Source organism: Pseudoalteromonas sp. Isolate6, assembly GCF_022398435.1.
In the GTDB taxonomy this organism is placed as follows: domain Bacteria; phylum Pseudomonadota; class Gammaproteobacteria; order Enterobacterales; family Alteromonadaceae; genus Pseudoalteromonas; species Pseudoalteromonas galatheae.
The window spans coordinates 26,865-47,027 of the sequence record NZ_JAKEVK010000008.1 but is presented as its reverse complement, the minus strand read 5'-3'; the positions used below and the strand labels follow the sequence as shown (position 1 = coordinate 47,027).

At 45.1% G+C, this 20,163-nt stretch carries 18 protein-coding genes and 1 riboswitch; of the genes, 10 read left to right on the top strand and 8 right to left on the bottom strand.

The genetic code is table 11. The features are described 5' to 3' along the window. Nucleotides 1–17 precede the first annotated feature (17 nt). Complete coding sequence (locus tag L1D50_RS02240) at nt 18–2,300, bottom strand: TonB-dependent receptor (RefSeq protein WP_128725884.1); 2,283 nt, start codon at nt 2,298–2,300, stop codon at nt 18–20. Between the two features lie 248 nt (nt 2,301–2,548). Here L1D50_RS02240 and L1D50_RS02235 point away from each other — a divergent pair, with 248 nt between their 5' ends. The 6 genes from L1D50_RS02235 to L1D50_RS02210 all read left to right on the top strand — a co-directional run bounded on the left by L1D50_RS02235 (nt 2,549) and on the right by L1D50_RS02210 (nt 9,423). Then, complete coding sequence (locus L1D50_RS02235) at nt 2,549–3,853, top strand: SLC13 family permease (RefSeq protein ID WP_239965422.1); 1,305 nt, start codon at nt 2,549–2,551, stop codon at nt 3,851–3,853. A gap of 15 nt (nt 3,854–3,868) precedes the next feature. After that, nucleotides 3,869–5,047 carry a homoserine O-acetyltransferase gene (locus tag L1D50_RS02230; RefSeq protein WP_128725882.1) on the top strand — a complete coding sequence of 393 codons (1,179 nt, stop codon included), beginning with the start codon at nt 3,869–3,871 and terminating at the stop codon, nt 5,045–5,047. 13 nt (nt 5,048–5,060) lie between these two features. Further along, complete coding sequence (locus L1D50_RS02225) at nt 5,061–5,816, top strand: 3-hydroxybutyrate dehydrogenase (protein ID WP_039494664.1); 756 nt, start codon at nt 5,061–5,063, stop codon at nt 5,814–5,816. A gap of 8 nt (nt 5,817–5,824) precedes the next feature. After that, nucleotides 5,825–6,529, top strand: coding sequence for a CoA transferase subunit A (locus tag L1D50_RS02220; RefSeq protein WP_128725881.1), 705 nt, complete (start codon nt 5,825–5,827; stop codon nt 6,527–6,529). After that, entirely contained in the window at nt 6,529–7,188 is a 660-nt protein-coding gene (locus L1D50_RS02215) for a 3-oxoacid CoA-transferase subunit B (RefSeq protein ID WP_128725880.1), read from the top strand. The genes L1D50_RS02220 and L1D50_RS02215 overlap by 1 nt, the downstream gene beginning before the upstream one ends. A gap of 888 nt (nt 7,189–8,076) precedes the next feature. Continuing rightward, a complete protein-coding gene (locus L1D50_RS02210) occupies nt 8,077–9,423 on the top strand; it encodes an LTA synthase family protein (protein ID WP_235956606.1) in 1,347 nt (448 codons plus the stop codon). 168 nt (nt 9,424–9,591) lie between these two features. On the opposite strand, the gene L1D50_RS02205 is transcribed toward L1D50_RS02210, so the two are convergent. After that, nucleotides 9,592–10,239 (bottom strand): DUF2959 domain-containing protein, encoded by a 648-nt coding sequence (locus L1D50_RS02205; RefSeq protein WP_095728998.1) that lies wholly within the window; start codon nt 10,237–10,239, stop codon nt 9,592–9,594. 157 nt (nt 10,240–10,396) lie between these two features. Here L1D50_RS02205 and L1D50_RS02200 point away from each other — a divergent pair, with 157 nt between their 5' ends. From L1D50_RS02200 to dtd, 3 genes are read left to right on the top strand one after another with little or no spacing between them, the layout of a single operon-like run. After that, complete coding sequence (locus L1D50_RS02200; protein WP_102057833.1) at nt 10,397–11,278, top strand: virulence factor BrkB family protein; 882 nt, start codon at nt 10,397–10,399, stop codon at nt 11,276–11,278. A gap of 43 nt (nt 11,279–11,321) precedes the next feature. Then, nucleotides 11,322–12,266 (top strand): alpha/beta fold hydrolase, encoded by a 945-nt coding sequence (locus L1D50_RS02195; RefSeq protein ID WP_128725878.1) that lies wholly within the window; start codon nt 11,322–11,324, stop codon nt 12,264–12,266. Nucleotides 12,267–12,285: 19 nt separating this feature from the next. Next, entirely contained in the window at nt 12,286–12,726 is a 441-nt protein-coding gene (gene dtd, locus L1D50_RS02190) for a D-aminoacyl-tRNA deacylase (protein ID WP_128725877.1), read from the top strand. A 32-nt stretch (nt 12,727–12,758) separates the two neighbouring features. Here the strand turns inward: dtd and L1D50_RS02185 are convergent, their stop codons facing one another. Beyond that, nucleotides 12,759–13,448 carry an SAM-dependent methyltransferase gene (locus L1D50_RS02185; RefSeq protein ID WP_128725876.1) on the bottom strand — a complete coding sequence of 230 codons (690 nt, stop codon included), beginning with the start codon at nt 13,446–13,448 and terminating at the stop codon, nt 12,759–12,761. A 173-nt stretch (nt 13,449–13,621) separates the two neighbouring features. Here L1D50_RS02185 and L1D50_RS02180 point away from each other — a divergent pair, with 173 nt between their 5' ends. Beyond that, nucleotides 13,622–14,521 (top strand): bifunctional GNAT family N-acetyltransferase/hotdog fold thioesterase, encoded by a 900-nt coding sequence (locus L1D50_RS02180; RefSeq protein WP_010607756.1) that lies wholly within the window; start codon nt 13,622–13,624, stop codon nt 14,519–14,521. Between the two features lie 73 nt (nt 14,522–14,594). Here the strand turns inward: L1D50_RS02180 and L1D50_RS02175 are convergent, their stop codons facing one another. From L1D50_RS02175 to dapA, 5 genes are all read right to left on the bottom strand, one after another. Further along, on the bottom strand, nt 14,595–15,617 hold the full coding sequence (locus L1D50_RS02175) for a phospholipase A (protein WP_128725875.1): 1,023 nt from the start codon (nt 15,615–15,617) through the stop codon (nt 14,595–14,597). A 211-nt stretch (nt 15,618–15,828) separates the two neighbouring features. After that, nucleotides 15,829–16,941, bottom strand: a complete 1,113-nt coding sequence (locus tag L1D50_RS02170; protein WP_128725874.1) for a M14 family metallopeptidase — start codon at nt 16,939–16,941, stop codon at nt 15,829–15,831. A 2-nt stretch (nt 16,942–16,943) separates the two neighbouring features. Further along, complete coding sequence (locus L1D50_RS02165; protein WP_239965421.1) at nt 16,944–18,149, bottom strand: PLP-dependent decarboxylase; 1,206 nt, start codon at nt 18,147–18,149, stop codon at nt 16,944–16,946. Next, on the bottom strand, nt 18,149–18,889 hold the full coding sequence (locus L1D50_RS02160; protein WP_239965420.1) for a 2,3,4,5-tetrahydropyridine-2,6-dicarboxylate N-succinyltransferase: 741 nt from the start codon (nt 18,887–18,889) through the stop codon (nt 18,149–18,151). Before L1D50_RS02160 ends, L1D50_RS02165 begins: the two co-directional genes overlap by 1 nt. A gap of 10 nt (nt 18,890–18,899) precedes the next feature. Continuing rightward, on the bottom strand, nt 18,900–19,784 hold the full coding sequence (gene dapA, locus L1D50_RS02155) for a 4-hydroxy-tetrahydrodipicolinate synthase (RefSeq protein ID WP_239965419.1): 885 nt from the start codon (nt 19,782–19,784) through the stop codon (nt 18,900–18,902). 115 nt (nt 19,785–19,899) lie between these two features. Continuing rightward, nucleotides 19,900–20,077, bottom strand: a riboswitch (Lysine riboswitch). Between the last annotated feature and the right edge of the window lie 86 nt (nt 20,078–20,163).

Here is a 20,163-nt window from a genome sequence, read left to right as displayed (position 1 = left end):
CAGCCTCGCTTTCGATGCTAAAAACGATAACCTACGGTAAGCGAAACGGTTCTTGGGTCGCCAAAGTAGCCTATCAAAGTATTATCACCACCAAGCCCCGGCGTATATTTACTCACATTACTCGGATCGCTCGGATCTGGTGTCACGAACTGATAGCCTCCTATCATATATTCTTCATCGGTCAGGTTTTTCCCATGAAGACCAACACGCCAATTGCCATCTGTGCTATACCAATTAATACTCAGATTGACTAAACCATAGCTATCCTGCGTCAGTAGGCTATCTTCCTCAAATAAGACATAATCACCACGATGGTAGTAGCTGGCATTGAATACCCAATCGCCAATATCGCTGTAGAGTTTATATGTCGCCCCAAGGTTAAAAGTTAAATCAGGGGTGTTAGAAATACTAAAGCGGTCTGATTTATCAAATGTCGCACCCGTGTCTGGGTTAGTATCGAGTACCTCTTCAAAGTCGCTGTCGATATATCCTATCGCGGCGTCAAAACTCAGCGCCTCTGTGGCGACATAGCTCAGCTCGGCTTCAATACCATTTGCTGTAGACTTACCGATGTTGCCAAGTCGTTGGTTTAGATCGGCAGAAGTTGCACCGGGCAATACGGAAATATATTGGCGGTCTTTGTGATCTAATGTGAATAGCGTGATATTGGCTCTTAGATTGTCGTTCCATTCGCTTTTCATACCGATTTCGAATGAATCTACGATTTCAGGGTCTGCAGCAGGCTCTGCGGTGCTAGCTCTGGGGTTGAAGGTGCCGGATTTAAATCCTTGAGCATAGCTGGCAAAGAACATGATATCGCGGTTGTATTGATATTCCACTCCCACTCTTGGCGTAAACCGTGACCAATCTTCTTCATCATCAAGCACTGACGGTACGAGCTCACCGGCAGGGCGTGTATAACCTGGGATCCAATTTGATTCGGGATACACGACATCAAAGACCAAACCATTACTGACTTGTGCTTCTTTGCTGTCTTTAGTGTAACGAGCGCCCAATGTGAGCGACCACTGCTCTGCTAAATCAATGGTGCCTTGAATATACGCGGCTTTACTATTTGAGTTGTTACAACCACTCACTTCTCGCGTAAGACCGGGAGCGCCCAAGCTTTGTCCTAATACCTCCAAAATTGCTTGGAATTGGCCGCATGACTCGCCATCGTAATAATATAGACCTGAGACAAATTTGTAGCCGTTACCTGCATGGCTTAGCTGTATCTCATGCGTGGTTTGTTCATCATCATAAATGGCGGGTACATCAAAGATCCGCAATGGCGTATTATCAAAGTCGATATTGGTCGGGGAATAACTATCTCGGCTAGCGCCGATGTATTTTATTGTGGTGGCGTCAGAAAAGTCCCAGCGAGCGGTCAAACTATATCCCTCAAGTTCGACTTTATTCCACGTTGGCATACTGGTGTAAGAATCAAATACGCTGTCAGGCACGGGAGCGTCAGTCAGTAAGCTCGGCAACAAGCGATAACCCCCTTTAGAGTTAGAGTCATCGTCGGTTTTATCCCATGCTAAACGGAAGAACAAGTCGTCGCTTGGACGATATTCCAAGGTTAACCGTGCAGCTTGAATTTCTTTATTGTAGTTTTCCTTATCTTGGCCGGGTAGCGTTGAAACCTTGAACTCGCCAAAACCATCTCGATTTAAAGTAGCAAAGCCATAACCTAAGTAGAGTGTGTCTTCCACGAGCGGCAATTGACCTGTGATCTTAAGATCGCGTTGATTATAACTACCAACAGTCCCTTCCACGTTAAAAGTCGCATCGCCAGACATTTCCTTAGTGACATATTTTATAGCGCCACCAATGGTGTTTTTGCCATATAGCGTTCCTTGCGGTCCTCGTAATACTTCAATCTGTTGTACATCAAGGAGGTCGAGTACAGCCCCTTGCGGCCTTGCCAAATAAATGTCATCGACGTAAATGCCGACACCGGGTTCATAACCCCATAATGGGTCTTGTTGCCCGACACCACGAATAAAGGCTGTGAGGGTAGAGTTAGTGCCTCGGCTAGCTTGAAGCGTGGTATTGGGTGAAAACTGCTGGACTTCAGAGAGTACCGAGATGCCATTTTCGAGTAGATCGGTTTCACCGATAGAAGTCACTGCAACTGGAACGGTTTGAAGGTTTTCTACCGTCTTACGCGCCGTGACTTCAATGCGTTCTAGCTTGCCTTCTGATTGTGTTGCTTGTTCTGCTGCCGCTGGGTTGACTTGAGTTGCGAGTGTAATAGCCAACGCGATAGCTGAATATCTAGGTTGGTAAATGTTCATCCTGTGGTCCCTATTATTGTCATTTTGGGTGCTTGTTGTCACACCAAAGCATAGGGGAGTTGTAAAGTTTTTCTATTAGTACCTTAGTACTAATACCTTGATACGCTAGGATTAACACGGGGTGTAGAGCTTCTATAACCTTAGTACTATGGTTTTTATTGCGCCTGCACGCCACACTGATATTCATCAACAGCATGCCCAACACATCAACTTATAACGGGCATTAATAACAATAAAAGGAAGCCCTTATGCTCAGTATGCTTGGACTGGCAGGAGGACTTGGCCTGCTTATTTGGCTAACTCTCCGTGGCGTAAACTTGTTTATCGCAGCTCCACTTTGCGCTTTATTGGTCGCATTAACGAGTGGCGTTGCGCTATTTCCCACAGAAGCTGTAGAAAGCAGCTTTCTTACACTTTATATGGATGGCTTTGCTGGCTTTTTGAGTGCTTGGTTTTTCATGTTCTTGCTTGGCTCTTTGTTCGGTAAGTTCATGGAAGACAGTGGTGCTGCCGACAGCGTCGCACGCTATATTGTCGACAAGTTAGGTATGAAACATGCGGTATTAGCGGTGGTGATTGCCTGTGCGGTACTAACGTATGGCGGCGTCAGTGTTTTTATTGTTGCTTTCTCTGTCTATCCTATGGCGCTTAGCTTATTTAAAGATGCCAATTTACCAAGGCGCTTTATTCCCGCAACTCTGGCTTTCGGCTCAGTCACCTTTACCATGACTTCGGCAGGCTCTCCTGAAATCCAAAACTGGATCCCAATAAAATATTTAGGCACGTCGCCTTATGCAGCTTGGGAAGTCAGTCTAGTGGTTGCCACGTTTATGGCTATTACTGGCTATTGGTGGTTGAAAAAGATGATAGCCAAAGCGGTGGCAAATGGTGAGCACTTTGAGGCGAAAGAAGACGACCCTGAAATCCATGAACGTAACTATCCTCATCCAATCACTGGCGTACTGCCTCTAATCGTGGTGTTGATTTTATCTTTTACACTTCATGATGTGCTGCAGCAAAGTGCACTTATTGTAGCTCTACTTGGCGGTGTACTCAGTATTGTCGCGATTAACTTTAAGCATTTTCACAACATAGGAGCCGCGATTAACTTAGGTACAACTGGGGCGCTAGTTGCTATCGGTAATACCAGTGCGGTAGTGGGTTTTGGTGCGGTAGCAAAAAACACCGAGGCATTTCAATTAGCGGTCGAGTTGATGACACAAATGCCGGGTAATGAGCTACTTGGCGCCGCTGTGGCGGTAAGTGTGATAGCCGGTTTAACCGGCTCTGCATCCGGTGGGCAAGCTATTGCGTTACCTTTAGTGGCACCGCACTACATTGATGCGGGTGTCAATCCAGAACAATTACATCGTGTTGTCGCTATTAGCTCAGGCGCTTTGGATACCTTACCGCACAACGGTTATGTGGTCACAACCATTCGCGCCATCTGTAAAGAAACACATCAACGAGCATACTGGTCCATGGCTGCGTTGACTGCGGTCGTGCCGCTGGTGGGCGTTGCCCTCGCATTAACCCTATTCATCTTATTTTAACGGAGAGATACAGCAATGAAGCGGATTTTCCTGTTACTTTTGTTCGTTGCCAGCCATATCGTCTATAGCAGTGAGACAAACAAATCTATGCTGGTTGAAAAGCGGGCATTTACACTCGCGCATTTTACTACAGAGTCTGGAGTCAGCATTCCTGACGTTAAGGTCGGCTGGGAAAGCTATGGCAAATTAAATGCCGACAAAAGCAATGCAATTTTGATCACGCATTTCTTTTCAGGCACATCTCACGCTGCGGGTAAGTATCGAGAGTCTGACGTATTGGCAGGTTACTGGGATGCCATTATCGGCCCGGGCAAAGCGATAGATACTAACAAATACTTCGTGATAAGTTCAGATACTTTGGTCAACGCAAATTGGCATAATAAAGATGTGATCACAACGGGCCCTGCATCCATTAATCCAAAGACGGGCAAACCTTATGGCTTGGATTTTCCCGTGGTGACCATCGGTGATTTTGTTGAAGTACAAAAGCAACTATTGGATAGCTTAGGTATCGACAAACTACATGCGGTGATGGGCGCGTCTATGGGATCTTTCCAAGCGTTAGAATGGTCGGTGCGCTACCCCGAAAAAGTGTCACGTTTAATTCATGTGATTGGCGCGGCAAAGATGGATGCTTGGACCGTTGCGGCGTTAGAGAAATGGGCTTTACCCATCCGCCTTGATCCAAATTGGCAGGGCGGGGACTACTACGACGGGGAAAGGCCACTTGCTGGACTCACGGCCACGATGCTTAATATCACTCAAGACGCGATGCACCCCGCTATTTATAACGCCAGTTTTCCAGACTTTATTGTGCTTGATCCCAAAGCAAAGCAAGATATTCGTCAGCTTCCTAAACTCAGCCAAACGCTAGCCACGCGCGCACGAGCAAGGGCCGAAACGCAAGACGCGAATTCTATCTTGTATTTAGTCCGCGCCTCGCAACTATACACCGCAGGCATGCAAGGTAATTTTGATAGTGCTATCGATAAAATCACAGCAAAGGTTTTATTGATGCCTGCAAGCAATGACTTGTTATTAAGGCCTGAGCCCATTCGTAAGTTAGCAGAAACCCTTAAAGCCAAAAATAAAGACGTACAAATTACAGAGATAGAAGGCGTTTGGGGGCATTTAGACGGTATTTTTTCAATTCAATCACAGGCTGACACTATTGCTCAGTTCTTAGCAAAATAATCAAGGAGTGACGATGAAGACGGCGTTGATCACAGGGGCTGCAAGTGGCATTGGTCGCTATATCGCGATGGCCTTGAGCAAACAAGGTTACAGTTTATTGCTTGTAGATTTGAACTTAGCGCAAGCACAGACGGTGGCTGAGTCTATCGTCAGTGACGGAGGAAATGCACAAGCGTTTGCGCTCAATATCGCTAATAAGCAAGACATCGCTGACTTTGTCCGTCAGCACGATAACATTGATGTGCTTATCAATAACGCAGGTGTGCAACATGTTGAAGCACTGGAGCATTATCCAGAAGATAAATGGCAATTGCTGCAAGACGTGATGCTAACAGGCCCAGCCATGTTGTGTAAGGCAGTATTGCCGCATATGCGCAGAGGAGGCTTTGGCCGTATCGTCAATATTGGTTCTATCCATGCTTTAGTCGCTTCTAAGTATAAGTCTGCTTATGTCGCTGCAAAACATGGGTTGATGGGATTTGGTAAAGTATTGGCGCTGGAAACCGCAGACTGCGATATCACTGTGAACACCATTTGCCCCGCTTATGTAAAAACCCCATTGGTAGAACAGCAAATTACCGCGCAAGCGAAACAGCATGGGATCAGCGAAGATGAAGTGATAAACAATATCATGTTGGCACCAATGCCGAAAAAGGCGTTTATAGGGTTGGATGAGATTGCCCACGCTGTTAATTTTTTACTCGCAAATGAGTCACGCAACATTACTGGCCAAGCCATTGTGCTTGACGGCGGCTGGACAGTGCAATAGGAGGAATGATGGCTGGTTTTGATAAGGTAGTCGTAAGCTACGACGAAGCAATGGCAGGACTGTGTGATGGCATGACCGTGATTGCAGGGGGCTTTGGTTTGTGCGGGATCCCTGAAGGTTTGATAAACCAAATACGCCACATGGGCACAAAGGACTTAACCGTGGTTTCTAATAACTGCGGAGTAGACGGGTTTGGTTTAGGGGTTTTGCTTGAGGACAAGCAGATCCGCAAAATGGTGGCTTCCTACGTGGGAGAAAACGCCTTGTTTGAGCAGCAGTTATTGAGCGGTGTATTGGAAGTTGAATTAACCCCGCAAGGGACACTTGCAGAAAAAATGCGCGCAGGTGGAGCCGGGATCCCCGCTTTTTATACCGCGACAGGCGTTGGTACACCCGTCGCTGAGGGTAAAGAGGTAAAAACGTTTGGTGACAGAGAATATATTTTAGAGCCGAGTATTACGGGAGACTTTGCTATTGTAAAAGCGTGGAAAGCAGACCGTTTTGGCAATTGTGTTTATCGCCACACCGCCATGAACTTTAATCCAATGGCTGCAACAGCTGGAAAAATTACCGTTGTTGAAGTGGAAGAAATTGTAGAGCCCGGCGAAATCGAACCGAGCCAAATTCATACTCCTGGAATTTATATCGATAGAGTGATTTTAGGACAGTTCGAAAAACGCATCGAAAAACGTACCGTGAAGGAGCAGGCATAATGGCATTAACCAGAGAGCAAATGGCCATGCGAGTGGCACAGGAATTAAGAGATGGGTTTTATGTCAATCTTGGTATTGGGATCCCCACGCTGGTGGCCAATTATGTACCACAGGGCATGGATGTTATACTGCAATCGGAAAACGGCTTATTAGGAATGGGGGCTTATCCAACCGAGCAGGAAGTGGATGCGGATATGATCAATGCGGGTAAGGAAACCGTTACGGCCCGCACGGGAGCTGCCATTTTTAGTTCTGCAGAAAGCTTTGCAATGATCCGTGGCGGTCATGTGGACCTGACAGTGCTTGGCGCTTTTGAAGTGGATCAACAAGGTAATCTCGCCAGCTGGATGATCCCAGGTAAGCTTATCAAGGGCATGGGTGGCGCGATGGACCTGGTCGCTGGGGCTAAAAATATAATTTGCACTATGACGCATGCGAATAAACAAGGTGAGTCCAAGCTGCTACAGCACTGTAGTTTACCGCTCACCGGCGTAAACTGTATCAATAAGATAGTAACCGATCTTGCGCTGCTTGAAGTCAAAGGTGGCGCGTTTCATTTACTTGAGCGAGCTCCAGGTGTTAGCGTCGCGGAAATTCAAGCAAAAACAGCTGGTATATTGATCTGCCCAGATGACGTACCGGAGATGGCGTTTAGCTAGGGTTGAACTAAAGCTAAGCTTCCATGCTATGCACGCAGCTGGCTTTAACGCGAGCTGCGCTACATTTGTTATTCTGCGCCGCTTCCACAAAGTGGCTTGTAATCAACATACCTTCTCAGTTATCTAAAAGTCCTATTTTTCCCTTAATTATCCTTCCCCTGCTATAGCTTCTCATCGTAGTCATAAAATTGTAAAAAATAGTAAACACTTACCTATAAAGCCTCCCATATAAACCTGAAATTGGTACAATTGTTTATTACAATTTGCAAAGGACATTCAATGCAAGCTTCTTTTAGCGCACCAAAGGTGGGGCGGTGGTACCTTTTTATTACTGAGAGTTGGAAGATACTTTTATTATGGCTGAGTGGGGTATTTCTACTTATGTCATTTAGGCTATTTTATCTATTTCATTTCAGCGAGAACATTTCGTTAAATATCACGGCTAAGCAAATATTTGATGCCTTAGCCACTGGTTTTAAATTTGACTCCTCCGCTGCTGGAGTTTGTCTCGCTATTCCTTTTTTGCTGAATTGTTTCCTACAACCTTTGCGATTAGATAATTGGGTTAGACGAGTACGCAATATGATAGGGCTAATTTATCTGAGTGTTTTTGTATTATTAGGAATCTGCGGGATAACTTATATCAGCGAGTATGGAACTCAATACAATTATTTTATGCTGGAAGGGTTATATGATGATCAGCAGGCTATACTGAGCACGGCCATTCAGCAGTATAAGCCCTGGGGGAGTTTGTTGAGCATAGGTATACTGCTATCTTGCGTAGTCGTATGGACTCGTTTTGTGGATAAGAGAAGTTATCGCTTACTGATAAACATTTGTCCGAAGAGCAGAATCAAGCAAGCAATTATTTCGATATTGGTGTTCGTTATGTTTGTTTGCGCCGCTAGAGGCTCATTTGACTCTCGTCCTGCATCAAGAAAGTGGTCGGCCGTCACTACAGATCCATTTGTAAACAACTTAGTTATTAACCCGTTCCGTAGTTTCTTTTACGCGATACAAGACTATGGTGAATTAAATCAGCTCACCACGTTAAGTACTAATCCTTATTTGGCCGATAAGCATGAGATCGATGATGCGCTGCTAAATAATGAAACCCGTAGTATGGGGCCCTTAATTCAAAAACCTTCGCGCATTTTTTACATTGTAATGGAAAGCTTTGATTCTTGGCCTCTGCAGGATAAATATAGGGATTTAGCGCTAACAGAAAATTTTCATCGACTAAAAGCAAAGGGTATTTATGTTGAACAAGCGTTGCCTGCTGCTTCTAGTACAATGAACTCATTGTCCAGTCTAGTTACAGGGATTCCATTTAGTGGTATTAACATGAGCCGTCTCACGAGTAAGGCTCAAACATACTCGCTAATCCATTTGATGGAGGATCAAGGTTATACATCACAATTTTTTTATGGTGGCTTATTGTCTTGGCAAACGGTAGGTGAGTTTATGAGTAGACATGGCGTCGATCACGTCTATTCTGCTGCAAATGCTGGAGGCAAGGGGAGCGCTGGTGTATGGGGGGTTGATGATGGGCAATTATTTGATCTCGTTAGCCAGTCAGTGCCAGAAAATAGCTTTAATTTGATTATGACGACTAGCTACCATGGCCCATTTAATTTAGATTTGTCAGCTAGCGATTACCCTTGGAAAAACGGTGACTACCCAGTTCAGTTTCAGCGGATGGGTGATGAAGTGTTATCAGCTAACACTCTTGGACACTTATGGTATTCAGATCAAATGATGGGACAGTTTGTGGATAATATGCAACGCAAATACCCTGACGCGCTATTTATCATTACTGGAGATCACTACAGCCGCCGCTATTTTCATGCTAAGCCTAACTTGTACGAACTCACCCATGTCCCAATCCTTATACTGGGGCAAGGGGTTTCACCTAAATTGAGTAACCGAACAATTGCTTCACATATGGATATCACAGCAACGATTATGGACTTGATAGCAAGGTCCAACACATCGTTTTCTAGTTTTGGCTATTCACTTGTTGGTTCTGAAGCTCCAGAAAATGTTTTTGGTTATAAAACAATTCGAGATACGGAGCGAGTTTGGAAACAAGGTGATGGTGAGCAGTTTTATAGCTATCAGGTTAACCCCAAACAGGGTGATAAAGGTGTTGAGCAGCCAGCACCAACCCTTGAATATCAAACTTATATGGCTGCTGCATGGCAATTACTAATGGGGAGTCCTACACCTCATTAAACTGCGACGTGGGCCAATATAGACTGTTAAACCCGAGGGCCATACTAATCTTTTGATTAGCATGGCCTGTAATCGTATTCTTATAAGTGCAAATCACTATAGCAGTGAGGTATGCTTTTTGGATGATACTATTTAGTCTTATTTATTAACTGTTAATGACTAAGATACTCACGCGCTACGTGCATTCATCTCAGCAATAAACTTGTTCGAATCTTCAATAGAGCGGTTCATATCAGCGATTAGGGCGCTAATATCACGCTTTAACCCCGTAAACTCACCTTTAATAGCGCTTACCGCTTGTGCATTTAGGTTATGTTTAAGATACAGCACATTATCTTGTAGCGAGTCGAGCACGGGCTGCATTTTGGCTTCACTGCTGCGCATTGAGCGAAGTAAGCGTTCAAATTGGCGCTGTGTTTGGCTTAATTGCTTAGCACTCTCGCGTTTTAGGTTTGCACTTGAATATTGCTCAAGTTCATCTTGCCACTCGTCAAATAGCGCATTGGCTACGTCTTCCACTTTGTCTATATTGCTACTTACTTCAGCTGCAGCGGCAAGGGATGACTGGTAGTCATCGTTAAGCAGGTTATAGGCTTCTTGTAATTCACCACCATCAAAGTTAATTAACGTGGTGAGTCTTTCCAACGCCGATTGAAACTCTTTTTGTGATTCCTCTTGGGACTCCTTTGTTTCTTCGACACGATCAACCAATATCTCGCGTTTATGCACACCAAACTTTTCCATAGTGGCGTAATAGGCACTCTGGCAGCCAGTAACGAGTAAAAGTAACACTGCGCTTAAGGTGAGTTTCTTCATTTGCACTCCCGGGCTCTAGAAGGTCAATAATTAGTAAGTGGCCACGTGACCGTCGTTATATATTACTATTTAGCGTTATAAATTATGGCGGGGATTGTTATGATATGTAAAGTGATCCATGAATATTAACTTGATTATGATGCAAAGAATAACCGAAATGAAGGTCGTAGCACTGCGATTCTTACATTCTCAGCCTAGCTGGTGGCGCCGCTATAGTAAGCGTTGTATTGAGGACCAGATCACGGTCAACGCGGGCTATTTAGCGTATGTCACACTACTTTCGTTAGTCCCCTTAGTTGCGGTGGGTGTGGCAATTTTTTCGGCGTTTCCTGGATTTGAAGATACGCGTTTTGCTATTGAAAACTTTGTGTTTAATAACTTTGTGCCAACATCTACGGACACCATTAAAGAGCACATTAGTGCGTTTACTGGCAATGCGAATAAGATGACAGCTGTGGGGGTGAGCTTTTTGGCCGTTGTGGCTTTGTTACTTATTCGCAATGTTGACACCACACTCAACCGAATTTGGCGAGTGAAGCAAAAGCGCCCATTGATGATTTCGTTTGCGATTTACTGGATGGTGCTCACGCTTGGTCCTGTGCTATTAGGCGCGAGTATTGGTATGACATCTTATATCGTTTCTTTAGTGACATTTGCCGATCAAGGGATCCCGGGATTTAGTGGTGCACTGATTAAGATGTTGCCTTATTTAATTTCTATGGTTGGCTTCATTATGCTCTATACTTTAGTACCAAATACCAGTGTGTCATTTCGAGCCGCGGTTCCGGGTGCTTTGTTTGCAGCTTTGTTATTTGAGCTAACGAAAAAAGGCTTTGCATTATACATCAGCCATTTTCCCTCATACGAAGTTATCTATGGCGCGCTCGCGACAGTTCCTATTCTTTTTGTTTGGGTATATTTATCTTGGATAGTGGTGTTGTTAGGTGCGGAGTTTACCGTGTGCTTAACCCAAGATATGGAAGCCGCAGGATTAGATGCAAGCTCGGAGTTTGACCCACCAGACGCGCAGGGACTTTAGCTTTTACCAATAACGGTTAGCTTAAGACCCTTTAGGGGGAATTATGAGCTTATTGTATCGACATGGCGATGCATTGCGTCGCTTTCATCTCGCGGTGGGTGAAGGGCATCAATTGGGCATAGAGGAATATGGCTGCAGTGATGGCACACCGCTTATCATGCTGCATGGTGGCCCAGGTCAGGGCCATTCTCGTAATGTGCTCGGTTACTTCAATCCACAAAAATACCGTATCATACTGTTTAGTCAGCGAGGCTGTGGTAACTCAACGCCGACTGATTTTAGCAAGATAAATACCGCGAACCTGCTGAAAGATATTCATACCATTCGTGCGCATTTAGGACTGCAAAAGGTTGTACTCGTCGGAGAATCTTTCGGTGCCATGCTGGCACTTCTTTATGCTGAGCAACATCGTGAAAATGTCTTGGGGATGGTGTTGTGGTCGAGTTTTTTGGGCAATGAGGCGGATCTTCATTGGCTTTATGGTAGCCAAGGTGCCCCCGCACAAATTTATCCAGAGCAGTATCTTGCCTTTGCACAAGGTGCACAAACTGTGGAATCCTTACTAGACCATTATCATTCGGCACTCTTTGGCGAGGATGAGTTACTCAAAAGAAAAGCAGCACAGCGCTGGTGTGAGTGGGATAACCTGATCACAACAGATAGCGATACACAAGGTATTAGGCTCTGCAAAGCAGACAAACAGCTCAGTAAAGCACAGCATATGGTGCATTTTTTTAGTCATCAGTGCTTTATCAAAACACAACAAATTACAGCAGATGCACATCAGCTCAATCACTTACCTATCTGGTTTATTCACAGTCGGCATGATTTAATGTGTCGATACGCACCGGTTCATCAGCTAGCACAAAGCATTAAGGCGCAGTTACTGATTTTGAATGGGGTTGGGCATTGTAGTGCTAACCCCATTTACGCAGAAGCAATAAGGCGAGCGGCTGATCTATTGCTGTGCAAAATTCAGCATCATTAGCAGTCACAAGAGGTAGGTAGTGCAAGGATTAATTCAAAGAGTCAGCGAAGCAAAGGTAGAAGTAGAAGGTGAGATTGTAGGCCAAATCCGTCAGGGGATATTGTTACTTTTAGGCGTTGAAAAGTCGGATACCGAGCAAACGGCGGATAAGTTGCTGCATAAGGTAAGTAACTACCGTATTTTTACCGACGACAAGGGGAAAATGAATTTAAGTTTAAAAGACATTGAAGGCGAATTATTAGTTGTATCGCAATTCACCTTGGCGGCAGACACCAAAAAAGGCATGAGGCCAAGCTTTTCGAGCGCAGGAACACCTGAGCAAGCGAATACACTCTACCAATACTTTGTGGCTCAAGCCAAGGCTGCAGGGTTGAAAGTCGCGACGGGACAATTTGCCGCGGATATGAAGGTGAGTTTACTCAATGACGGCCCTGTGACTTTTAATTTTAATGTTGAGTAGTGATTTGACTAAAAGCTTAAGACCAACAAATGCTAGCGTTTAACTTCGATAATCATATTGGCGTAGTCCGGCACCTTTTCGATAAAGGGCTTTTTACCAAAGTTGGTAATTAGTAAGTGTTGAAGTTGCTTGAGCTGCGACTCATGCTCAGTTAAAAAGTTGATATACAGTCGGCCCCCATCATTAATAGCAGCTCTGAGCAGGCGATAAAACTGATGCTGAAACAAGAAGATGGGAGGCTCAAGTTCGCTAAATAAATCGAGCACAATCCAATCGTAGCGTTTGCCTTGTTGCAACGCTTTAAATACATCAACACAATTAACATCGCACAAAGGGTCGCCACCAAAATAGCGTTTGTAACAATGGATCACATCTGGGTTGTTATCTACAGTGGTTATGTGACAATTTGGATAAGTGGCATTGAGGTAATCACGGATTGCACCTGCGCCAAGACCCAGCTCCAGTACGCTGGTTGGCGGGGTGACTTGCTGCCAGCGACTCGCGAATGTTTTTAAATGAGGAAATAACAAGTGCTCCGGGTGGTTTAACTCCACAACGGATTGTAATGTGTTGTTTATCAGAAGCCATCTTAACGATTTCTCTTGTCGCACTTGGATGCTATTTCTGCCTTGTTTATGCCAATATAGCAAGTGTCCTAGCTGGTGGCTCCGGTCCACAAAATCGTTGCTGATAGTGCCTGAATGCGTGATAAATTCTCCCATGATAACATCAGCATAGACGAGGATTTTGTGAATGCCAGCTTGTCCACCAGTTTTTACACCAAAGGATAAGTGTTTTGGCGCATTTTATTCCCTACACTGAGCTTATCTTGTAGGGTGTATCCGTACTAGATTTAAAGTCGTTTAACAGGCTAATAACAAAACAGGAGTCAGTGATGTTTGAGGTAACTTCACCACAAAGCAGCGAAGATTGGCAAGCTTATTACCAGTTACGCTGGCAGGTGTTAAGAGCGCCATGGGATCAACCTCGTGGCAGCGAACAGGATGATTTAGAACAAGAAGCTGAACATCGCTACATTAAAAATAATGATGGTGAAGTGCTAGGCGTAGCTAGGCTCCATTTTAACAATCATAAGCAAGCACAAGTACGCTATATGGCCGTTGCAGAGGGGCATCGAGGTCATCATTTAGGTAGCCGTTTGCTTCATGAGCTGGAAGTTATTGCGTGGACGCAAAAAGCAGAAGAGCTGGTTTTGTACGCTCGTGAGCGTGCGTTATCATTTTACGAGCGCCATGGCTATCAAGTGGTTGAAAAGGCACACTTAGCCTATGGTGATGTGCAGCACTGGAAAATGGTAAAACAACGTCCTACGGAGCCGGGCTGGTTTAGGCAGCCAGATTGGACCCATGTATTACAAAATACTTGGCGGGAGTCTATTCCAATCAGTGATGCGATGGGGATTAAAGTAGAAAGTTATACAGACTGGCAGTTTTCCACTAAGGCTGACTTAAAAGCGAACCTTAACTTACACAACTCGATGTTTGCAGGCTCTATATATAGCATGGCGACGTTAACGGGTTGGGGAGCGACTTATTTAGCACTTAAGGAACTCGGGTTAGAGGGAGATATTGTGTTAGCTGATGCCAATATTAAATATCTAAAACCTTTAACCACTGCTCCAGCGGCAACGGTTACTATTGCGGACTGCGAAGGTGAATTACAAGCGCTAGAGACGGCAGGCAAAGCAAAATATGTGGTGCCAGTGAATGTTTATGATGGTGACATGTTAGTTGCTAAATTTGAGGGGCAGTTTGTGGTGATTAAACCGCAATAAGTAGAGAATTATTTTCAGCTTCCCAAATGAAAAAGCTCTGAGTGTTCAGAGCTTTTTTCGTATTTGAATGTGCTTAAAGAATATCAGTGAGCAGCACGCCAATACCGAGCCTTTGGGTATGTGTGTTGTAGTCTATTAAGCTTTCGCCGTAGCCGTTAAAGTATTGTGCATAACCACGCAGTCTTCCCCAAATTGGGAATGACCAGTCTAACTGAATTGCTCCACGATTATCGCTGCTTAAGTTATTGCGCCACATAAAGCCAAACTCATGTTCTTCATGACGATATACGCCACTAAACTCGAAGTTACCTAAATATTTGTCTATGTTTGGGTTGTCGTCTCCTCGCGGATCTAACGCATCATCTTTGTCATCTTCAGGTAAGCGATACCAAGGCTTAAAGCTGAATACAAAACCTCGGTTTTCCCAGATAAAATTCGCATAGATACGATTCCAAGAGCGGGAGTTTGGTTGACTGCGTCCGTTCGATTGGTGGGAAACCCCAAGTACAAAGGCCATCTCATCGCCCCACAGCACGTTTTCATCATCTAAAAAATTAATCCAAAAGATTTCTGGTTCATAGTTGGTTTCACGAAATGGCGAAGACACATCTTTGTTGTACAGCTGCCAATACGATTGCAGTGTAAAAGCAAAATAGATTGCCTGATCTTTATCCGAAAAGCTTTTATAAATAGGCGCTTTTAACGAGATTTGGTATTTGGCTTCAAAGTTGTCGATTGGCTCGCCGTCTTCATCGTCAATAGCTTTTAGACCGTCGAATGGTCTGCTGTTGACGTTGGTCATATAAGAAACTGGCAAAATATAGTTACGCTTATGTGGTGTTAATACGTTACGGTTTTTTTCTGTTACGCGTTCACGCGCCATGCGTTTATCTAATTGGCTTAGGGTTTTATCTGCATCAGCCTCGGCACACTCTGTACGGACTTGCTCAATGGTTTTATCTTTTTCTCCAGTCAATACTGCGTTTAGTACGCACTGTTTGACTAAATCGATTTCATCTTCCTGTTGGGCTTCTTGAGCGTAAAGTGGCAAGGTAAGCAAGGCTAAAGCCGGTATTGATAAGTGTGTAAGTTTCATCCTGTATGCGCCGAGAGTAAGTACAATTGATTACATTATTAACTAATGATAATGAAAGGGAAATGAATCTCGAAGGTCAAAAATGTCAGAAAGAAAAATAGGTACAAATAAAAAAGGTGGCGGCTATCGCCGCCATACCTTAGTAAGCGTTAAGCTAAATAAGTAGAGCTTATTTGCTTTGACTTACTCTCACGCAACTTAAGTACTCAAGTTAAAGCGTTTCAACTTGAGTAAAAAACTTATAAAGCTCAGTGCCTTGATTCACGCTAGCAGACGCAAAGTGCAAAATGGCGATGGCATCTTCGTCTAACTTGATCTCATTTAAGGGAGCTTCTGATAAATAGCGCTCCATTCTGAGAATTTTAGCAATGGTTTGACCCGCCTTAATATGTTCTCCAAGCTTTGCTGTATATTCCACCATACCACCCATTGGGGCATAAAAGGCGCGATAATTTTCTAGTCGACAGACGTAACGGGTGATGTCTTGCGGCATAAAGTGTGCATCTTGAAAGGCCTCTTTATGGTTCAGGTAGCTCAAAATGCTATTAGCGTCATTCAATGCTTCCGCTAAATCAATTTTTTCTTGAGAGCCAAGCTCAACCGTAAACGCTTCAGTTAATACTGGGATCTCTCGGCCTATAGCCTGATAGGCTTGCTGCAAGTTCCACCATGGACAAAAACTGGCTTCATCCATGGCTCCATCAAAGTCACTCGGAATAAGCAACACATGTGGAATATCAAAATATCGAGCGCTGTTTTTTGCATACTCAGGGCAATACAGGTGTTTTGCTGAAATTGGCCCCGTATGAAGGTCTAAAACAATGTCAGCCTCGTGAGCTAGACGCTGTAAATTCAAGGCGATGCGCTTACCTGTCGTCAACCTATCTAAGGGCCCATCAAGTAGTGTTTGGGTGCGCTCAACTAATCGTTGGCGAAATTGCTGAGCGATTTCTGTGATTGAAAGCGTCGGGTTTTGCTCCACAAACTCGGTAACCAACGCGGAATGGTTGATGTACATCCGATTCCAATTCGTGCCCGTAATTGGATCGAAACGACCTAAGGTAAACTCACCAGACTTCTGATTACAACCAATCGGGTTTGCGTAAGGCACTAGGGTGATGTCCGCTTTTAATGACAATTGCTTCAACTGTTCCAGCAGTTGATAAATCACTGCATTACCTTGCACCTCGGCGCCATGCATATTCGCTTGAATATACACCTTAGGCCCACTGCCATCGCCTTTGATGCGATAGACTGGAATAGTCAAAGGCAGACCATTGGCAATTTCACCAACCTGAATATGTTGTTGTGTAATGGTATTCATGTTTACCTCAAATAACTTGAAGCGGGCTCAGCTTCACGGACACAGCTGATTTCTCCAGCTGAGATGATGTACTCTGCTGGGAGCTCATGACATAAAAAGAACGGCATACTTTCGGTGTAGCCGTAGGCACCACATTGACTGAAAACAAGCCAATCGCCCTCGCTACTGTCGCTTGGTAAGTGTAGGGTGCCTAATTTATCCAGCGCCGTACAAAGTGGGCCATGAATATGAAAGTCTGTGACCTCAGCTTGAGACTGGCGTAACAATTCAGCTGGGAACGCTTGTCCGGTAACGGCTGGACGCAACAGATGGTTGACACCGCCTGCGACAATCAGTTGTTGTTCACCGTAGTTTTGCTTTTGTTCCACCACAGGGTTGAGATAAAAACCACATTCGCCAACCGCATAGCGGCCTAATTCCATCCATAATTCTTCCACTTGCGTGGCGGATTTTATCGATGCGAGCGTGTCTAATAATTTCTGCCAATCGAGAGAAGGACTTTGCCTATCATAGGGGATGCCAAGACCACCACCTAAGTCGAGTACCTTTAGAGTAATATCTAAATCAGCAGCGAGCTGAACTAAAGGCGTAACCATAGCCTGCCAAAGTTCAGCGAGTGTATCGCTACAGAGCATATTGCCCCACTGGAAAATATGCAGCCCGACAAAATCTAGGTGGGTGTAGTCACTTAAAGTTAGGGCTTGCCACTGCTCAGCACCGAGACCAAAAGGAGTTAGCGTATTGCCACCAAGTGGATTGTGCTCTGCTTTATCAAAGCGTAACTGCACCCGCAGTAAAACTTCAAATTGAAGCTCAAACTCTTCGGCTACTTGATTTAACCAGCGTACTTGATTGTGACTTTCAGCCACGAAAATACGTACGCCTTGTGTTGCAAAATGACGGATCTGCTTTAGTGATTTGGCAGGACCGGTGTTGAGCACGCGCTCAGGTGCGATCCCTTGAGATAACACCTGTTCAAGCTCGCCGCTAGATGCCACATCAAAGTTAAACCCAGCGTCATCTAGGGTTTGAATGATATGTGATAGCGGATTCGCTTTTACGGCATACCAAAGCCTAACGATTTGCTGATCAACTAAGGGCTTAACATGCGCACTTAGCTTATCTAAATCGTAGCAAAAGAGAGGCGTGTCCTGTTGCTGGATCAATGCCTCAGCTGCGGTTCGCTGTGACGTGCTCAACCAAGTCATTAGCGTAGAACCTCTTCCAGCGCCAGTGATGCATCGCTTTGTTCATCACGGTATTTTACGATAAGTGCGCATGACATACTTAGTCCTTGCTTTCGTGCCCACTCACTTGAGGCTGGACGGGAGCCTGGGATCACTATCGCGTTTTCAGGGATGGCTTCACCTTTGTCAAGCAAGCGCTCGTTCACGCAGTCATAGACAGGAATACTTGCTGAAAGGCGCACACCCGGTGCTAATACGGCACCGCGTTTAACAACAACTCCTTCAACCAATACACAGCCGGCACCAATAAAGGCATCGTCTTCAACAACAACAGGGCTTGCTCCAACTGGTTCTAATACACCACCCACTTGCACCGCTGCGCTAAGGTGGACATTTTTACCAATTTGCGCGCAAGAACCAACCAACGCATGACTATCTACCATAGTACCTGAATCAATATAGGCACCAATGTTGACATAAGCCGGTGGCATAATGATTGTGCCCGCTGCGACGTAAGCGCCACGTCTTACACTGCTTCCGCCAGGAACCATACGAACGCCATCTTGGGCAGCAAATCCGCGTGGTGCTAAGTTATCCTTATCAACAAATCCACCTGGGAATTCCGTATTTACGCCATTTCTAAATGCCTCAAGGATCCCTTGTTTGACTTCTACGTTAGCATGCCAATGGCCTTGCTCATCCTGTGTTGCAGCACGTACTGTGCCATTTTCTAAATCGTTTAGTAGAGTTAACCAGCTCATATTTACTGCCTTAGTTCCAAGATAAAATCGTTTCGTTCGCGCGAGTGATCGCATCGGTATGGGTGAGTTCTAAATGTGTCAGTGGCGGGCGCAAGTTAGGACTTGTGAGCTTGCCCTGTAAATGCATTAACACTTTGACCGGAATAGGATTTGCCACTGCAAATAAGCTATTTGCAGCTTCTGACCAGATGGTAAATAAATTAGGAGAAGTGCCGCTTAACGAGCGCCTTACAAATTCCGCGGTTTGCTGCGGCCATGCGTTTGCTGCGACAGACACTAGACCCGTCGCACCAGCTTGTGCAAAGTAGGGCATTAAGCCATCTTCGCCGCTATAGATTGCGACATCAGGCGCTGCCTGACGAAATGCTTCAAAGGTGGCAATATCACCACTGGCTTCTTTTAGTGCCCACAGATTAGGGTGGCAAGCTAGCTCGCCGAGTAGTTCAGGAGCGATAGCAACGGCACTGCGACCAGGTACGTTGTAGAGCATGCAAGGATTGTGACTTTCATCAAGTAGTGTGCTAAACCAATGTGCCAGACCGACTTTGCCGGGCTTTGCGTAGATTGGTGAGCCAAGCAAAAGTGCATGAATGGGCTGCGTATTGCAGAAGCGCACCCACTGTGCCTGCTGCTCAAGATTACTGCCGCCAACGGCAATCATGAGTGGTACGCTTGGCGCGAGCTGGCAAACAAACTCAACGATTTGTCGCTGCTCTTGCTGGGTGAGCGCCAAGCCTTCGCCGGTACTGCCAAGTAAAAGAATGCCGTTACGAGCCCGCTCTTGATCGCGTACAAGCGCCGTTAACACGTGAAAATCAACCTGATTTTCAGCATCAAAAGGTGTTACTAAGGCCGTCCACAATGGATAGTCAGATAAGTTGAATTGTGATTTCATCTCTACCGAACTTAAATCATGTTCGGAGTTAGGAGGGTGTCCAAACTTCGAACCGTTAAAATTCGAAGAGCAATGGACTTAAAAAGGATAAGGCAGCCAATGGCCTTATTTTTCTAAGACCAGAAGCTCTCCACCAAGTATGTTGGTGACAGTCGCTGGGATTCAGCCCAGTCGCCCGAAACGAGTATTAGCAAAAAGTACTCAATTTCTCGGCGTGTATTCCCCTCACTAAGCTGCAACGGAGTTTGCTCTCCTTCACTTAGTTACCTGAATAACGCACCTCTTCCAGCCCTCAGCTTGACGCCGTAGCATCAAACTATCTAAATAGGGTGAGCGCGCATTGAAACATTTTGGCCGTCTAGGTGTCAAGTATTGGGCT

Coding starts and splice junctions, on each gene's coding strand:
- L1D50_RS02205 (WP_095728998.1), bottom strand. CDS start 10,239: ATGAAGAAACTCACCTTAAGCGCAGTGTTACTTTTACTCGTTACTGGC.
- L1D50_RS02220 (WP_128725881.1), top strand. CDS start 5,825: ATGGCTGGTTTTGATAAGGTAGTCGTAAGCTACGACGAAGCAATGGCA.
- L1D50_RS02160 (WP_239965420.1), bottom strand. CDS start 18,889: ATGAGCTGGTTAACTCTACTAAACGATTTAGAAAATGGCACAGTACGT.
- L1D50_RS02180 (WP_010607756.1), top strand. CDS start 13,622: ATGTTTGAGGTAACTTCACCACAAAGCAGCGAAGATTGGCAAGCTTAT.
- L1D50_RS02175 (WP_128725875.1), bottom strand. CDS start 15,617: ATGAAACTTACACACTTATCAATACCGGCTTTAGCCTTGCTTACCTTG.
- L1D50_RS02185 (WP_128725876.1), bottom strand. CDS start 13,448: ATGGGAGAATTTATCACGCATTCAGGCACTATCAGCAACGATTTTGTG.
- L1D50_RS02235 (WP_239965422.1), top strand. CDS start 2,549: ATGCTCAGTATGCTTGGACTGGCAGGAGGACTTGGCCTGCTTATTTGG.
- L1D50_RS02170 (WP_128725874.1), bottom strand. CDS start 16,941: ATGAATACCATTACACAACAACATATTCAGGTTGGTGAAATTGCCAAT.
- L1D50_RS02200 (WP_102057833.1), top strand. CDS start 10,397: ATGAAGGTCGTAGCACTGCGATTCTTACATTCTCAGCCTAGCTGGTGG.
- L1D50_RS02215 (WP_128725880.1), top strand. CDS start 6,529: ATGGCATTAACCAGAGAGCAAATGGCCATGCGAGTGGCACAGGAATTA.
- L1D50_RS02165 (WP_239965421.1), bottom strand. CDS start 18,149: ATGACTTGGTTGAGCACGTCACAGCGAACCGCAGCTGAGGCATTGATC.
- L1D50_RS02210 (WP_235956606.1), top strand. CDS start 8,077: ATGTTTGTTTGCGCCGCTAGAGGCTCATTTGACTCTCGTCCTGCATCA.
- L1D50_RS02240 (WP_128725884.1), bottom strand. CDS start 2,300: ATGAACATTTACCAACCTAGATATTCAGCTATCGCGTTGGCTATTACA.
- L1D50_RS02230 (WP_128725882.1), top strand. CDS start 3,869: ATGAAGCGGATTTTCCTGTTACTTTTGTTCGTTGCCAGCCATATCGTC.
- L1D50_RS02225 (WP_039494664.1), top strand. CDS start 5,061: ATGAAGACGGCGTTGATCACAGGGGCTGCAAGTGGCATTGGTCGCTAT.
- L1D50_RS02195 (WP_128725878.1), top strand. CDS start 11,322: ATGAGCTTATTGTATCGACATGGCGATGCATTGCGTCGCTTTCATCTC.
- dapA (WP_239965419.1), bottom strand. CDS start 19,784: ATGAAATCACAATTCAACTTATCTGACTATCCATTGTGGACGGCCTTA.